Origin of the sequence: Methylobacterium sp. WL103 (assembly GCF_008039885.1) — a bacterium.
Lineage (GTDB): Bacteria > Pseudomonadota > Alphaproteobacteria > Rhizobiales > Beijerinckiaceae > Methylobacterium > Methylobacterium cerastii.
The window spans coordinates 1-3,653 of sequence record NZ_VRUX01000436.1; the positions used below are offsets into that span (position 1 = coordinate 1).

Here is a 3,653-nt window from a genome sequence, read left to right on the forward strand (position 1 = left end):
GCGCGCGCGGCCGCGGGCGAGCGCAAGGCGGAAGCGGTCTTCCGCCTCCAACGCCGGCCACACCGCCACGAGGTCGTCGAGGTCGCCCTCCAGGCGCAGGGCCGCCCAGGGAAACGGCTGCGCGTCGTCGCGGGTCTCGTGGATCAGCCGGTCGAGGCGCTCGGTGGTCTCGCGCCGGGCCAGCGCCACGGCGACGCCGAGCTCGGCGACCTCGCGCTCGATCGCGTCGAGCCAGCGGCCGTCGTTCGAGCGTTCTTCCAACAGCCGGTTGCGCGAGCGCAGCGCCCGCTCCATCGCCGAGACGCGGGCGCCGTGGCCGGAATCGACGGCGAGGACGAGGCGGTCGAGGAAGCGGCGGCGGTCGCCGCCGGGCCCGCGGAACAGCCCGTCGAGGTCCGGCGTCAGCCAGACCACGCGCACGAACTCCGAGAAGGCGACGGGGGAGGGCGCGCCGGCCCCGTCGACCCGGCAGAGCCGGCTGGTGCGCTCGTCGAAGCCCGGCGGCTCGCAGCCCGTGCCGAGGCGATGCTCGGCCCCGTCGCGCGCCAGCGTCACCGAGACGGCGAACCCGCCGGGGCCGTCCTTGCGCGCCATCGTGGCGAACTCGGCCCGCCGGAGCCCGCGCCCGGGGGCGAACAGCGAGACCGCCTCCAGGATGTTGGTCTTGCCCGCCCCGTTCTCGCCGACGAGCGCGACGAAGCGCGACGACAGCGGCAGGTCGAGGTCGGCGTGGTTGCGGAAGTCGCGGACGGTCAGGCGGGTGAGGCGCTGGGCGCCTTGCTCTGGCTCCAGACCGATGTCAGCTTCGGGCCTAATCACAGACGATCTGTTTCAGATTTTCGAGCGCCGGGACGTTGGGCAAGACCCTATAACGTGGCTCTCGCATCCTGACCAAAGCCCACTTCTCAGGGTAGAGCCGGACCGTCGATGGTCGGCACAAAGCGGAAAAGCAGGCCCAGATAGAAGCCATAGGCAATCAGGAACCCGACGGCGTGAATGGCCGTGTTGCGGCGTGCCAAGCGAGCATTTCGGCGATGAACCCAAAGATCGATCGCCATCAGGATGGCCGCCAGCACCGGCACGAAGGCGAGAGCCAGCGGCCGAGGCGCACTCCAGTTCACCTCGCCCGACAGGCTCCATTGCATCGGTAGCCGATCGAGCGCGGAGAACGGTCCATTCGCCCATAACGAAAGCGCAGAGAGAACAGCGACGGCGGCAATCGCGATGAAACGGGCCGCCGTCATGTCCGCATCTCGGGGTCCGCGCGGCGACGGCTCACACCCGCATCGGCATCAGCACGTAGAGCGCGGAGGCGCCCTCGCGGTCCTGGATCAGGGTCGGCGAGCCCGGGTCGGCGAGCTTGAACAGGGCGGTGTCGCCTTCGAGCTGGCCGGTGATGTCGAGGAGGTAGCGGGCGTTGAAGCCGATATCGAGGCCGGCGGCCTCGTAGTCGACGTCGAGCTCCTCCGTGGCGCTGCCCGAATCCGGGTTGTTGACCGAGAGCGAGAGGCGCCCTTCCTGCAGGCCGAGCTTCACCGCGCGGCCGCGCTCCGACGAGATCGTCGAGACCCGGTCGACGGCGCGGGCGAAGGCGTCGCGCTCCACCGTGAGGCGCTTGTCGTTCCCGGCCGGGATCACGCGCTGGTAGTCGGGGAAGGTGCCGTCGATCAACTTCGAGATCAGCGTCACGCCCGAAGCGAAGCGCAGGCGGATCTTGGCCGGCGAGAGGTTGATCGCGACGCTGTCGCCGCCGTCGTCGACGAGCTTCTGGATCTCGGCGACCGCCTTCCGCGGCACGATGATGCCCGGCATGCCGGCGCTGCCCTCCGGCGCGTCGATCTCGACGCGGGCGAGCCGGTGGCCGTCGGTGGCCACCGCACGGAGCTTCAGCCCCTCGGACTCGATGGTGTGGAGGTAGATGCCGTTGAGGTAGTAGCGCGTCTCCTCGGTGGAGATCGCGAACTGGGTCTTCTCGATCAGCCGCTTGAGGTCGGACGCCGCGATGTGGAAGCTGTGCGGCAGCTCGCCCGCGGCGAGGTCCGGGAAGTCGCCCTCGGGCAGCGCGCCGAGCGCGAAGCGCGAGCGGCCGGAGCGGATCGTCATCTGGCCGGATTCGCCGCCGGTCTCCAGCGAGACCTGCGCCCCCTCGGGCAGCTTGCGCACGATGTCGTAGATGACGTGCGCCGGCACGGTGGTGGCGCCGGGATCGCTGACGTCGGCCGGCACGGTCTCGGTCACCTCGATGTCGAGGTCGGTCGCTCGCAGCTGCAGGCCGCCGTCGGTGGCGCGCAGCAGCACGTTCGACAGGATCGGGATCGTGTTGCGCCGCTCCACGACGCGGTGCACGTGGCCGAGCGACCGTAGGAGGGCCGCACGCTCGACAGTGACTCTCATCGCAGTACTCTGAATGCTCGAAGGACCGTGCTCGAACGCCGCCGCGGCCGGCGGGTTCGGAGTTTGGCCGTTCAGCTTGGCGAAGGGCCGCCGCGAAGGCAAGGGCGCGATTCGTCCCCGCACAGGGTATGGGCGGGCGCGCGGCCCGCCCCCGTGCCGTCCTCCCCGCCGGGGGAGAAGGCGCGATCAATCCTGGAGCATGCGCTTCAGGAGCTCGACCTCGTCGCCGAGCACCGTGTCCTCGCCGATCAGCTTCTCGATCTTGCGCACGGCGTGGAGCACCGTGGTGTGGTCGCGGCCTCCGAAGCGGCGGCCGATCTCGGGGAGCGAGCGCAGCGTCAGCACCTTCGACAGGTACATCGCGATCTGGCGCGGCTTCACCACGGCGGCGGTGCGGCGCTCGCTGAGGATGTCGGAGCGCGAGACGTTGTAGCGCGAGGCGACGAGCTTCTGGATGTCCTCGATCTTGATGCGCTTGGGCTCGCGGTTCTTCACGAGGTCGCGGATCGCGGTCTCGGCGGTCTCCATGGTCACGGCGGTGCCGGTGAGCGTGGCGTGGGCCAGCAGCCGGTTCACGGCGCCTTCGAGGTCGCGGCCGTTGGCGGTGATCGCGCGCGCCACGTAGGTCGCCACCGCCGGCGAGACCTCGAAGCTCGGATGCGCCACCCGCACCGCGGCGAGCCGGGCGGAGAGGATCGAGGCGCGCAGCTGCTCGTCGAGCATCCCGATCTCGACCACCAGGCCGCCGGCGAGCCGCGAGCGCACGCGCTCGTCCAGGGCCTCGAGCTCCGTCGGCGGCCGGTCGGAGGCGACGACGACCTGGCGGCCGGCATCGATCAGCGCGTTGATGGTGTGGCCGAACTCGGCCTGGATCGACTTGCCCTGGATGAACTGCACGTCGTCGAGGATCAGCAGGTCGATGCCGCGCAGGCGCTCCTTGAAGGCCAGCGCGTTCTGCGTCTTCAGGGCGTTGACGAAGCCGTACATGAAGCGGTCGGCGGTGAGGTAGATCACCCGGCGGCCGGCCTCGCGGGCGGCGTGGCCGATGCCGTGCAGCAGGTGGGTCTTCCCGAGGCCGACGCCGGCATGGAAGTACAGCGGGTTGTAGAGCGCGCCCTCGCCGTCGTGGCGGGCGACGCGGTCGGCGGCGGCATGCGCCAGGGAATTCGAGCGGCCGAGCAGGAAGTTCGCGAAGGTCAGGCGGGCGTCGAGCGGCGCGCCGTTCAGCTCGCCGGCGATCTCGGCGCGCATGTCGGGGG

4 protein-coding genes are annotated in these 3,653 nt (G+C 70.7%); all 4 read right to left on the reverse strand.

Going from position 1 to position 3,653, the window contains the following annotated elements:
* Positions 1 to 816, reverse strand: an 816-nt coding sequence (locus tag FV222_RS20080; RefSeq protein ID WP_246685565.1) for an AAA family ATPase, incomplete at its 3' end; no start/stop codon positions are given.
* Positions 817 to 905: 89 nt separating this feature from the next.
* A complete protein-coding gene (locus FV222_RS20085) occupies positions 906 to 1,244 on the reverse strand; it encodes a hypothetical protein (protein WP_147764482.1) in 339 nt (112 codons plus the stop codon).
* A gap of 31 nt (positions 1,245 to 1,275) precedes the next feature.
* Complete coding sequence (dnaN, locus tag FV222_RS20090; protein WP_147764481.1) at positions 1,276 to 2,394, reverse strand: DNA polymerase III subunit beta; 1,119 nt, start codon at positions 2,392 to 2,394, stop codon at positions 1,276 to 1,278.
* A gap of 186 nt (positions 2,395 to 2,580) precedes the next feature.
* Positions 2,581 to 3,653: chromosomal replication initiator protein DnaA (gene dnaA / locus FV222_RS20095; protein WP_147815469.1), on the reverse strand; the 1,073-nt coding region annotated here is incomplete at its 5' end.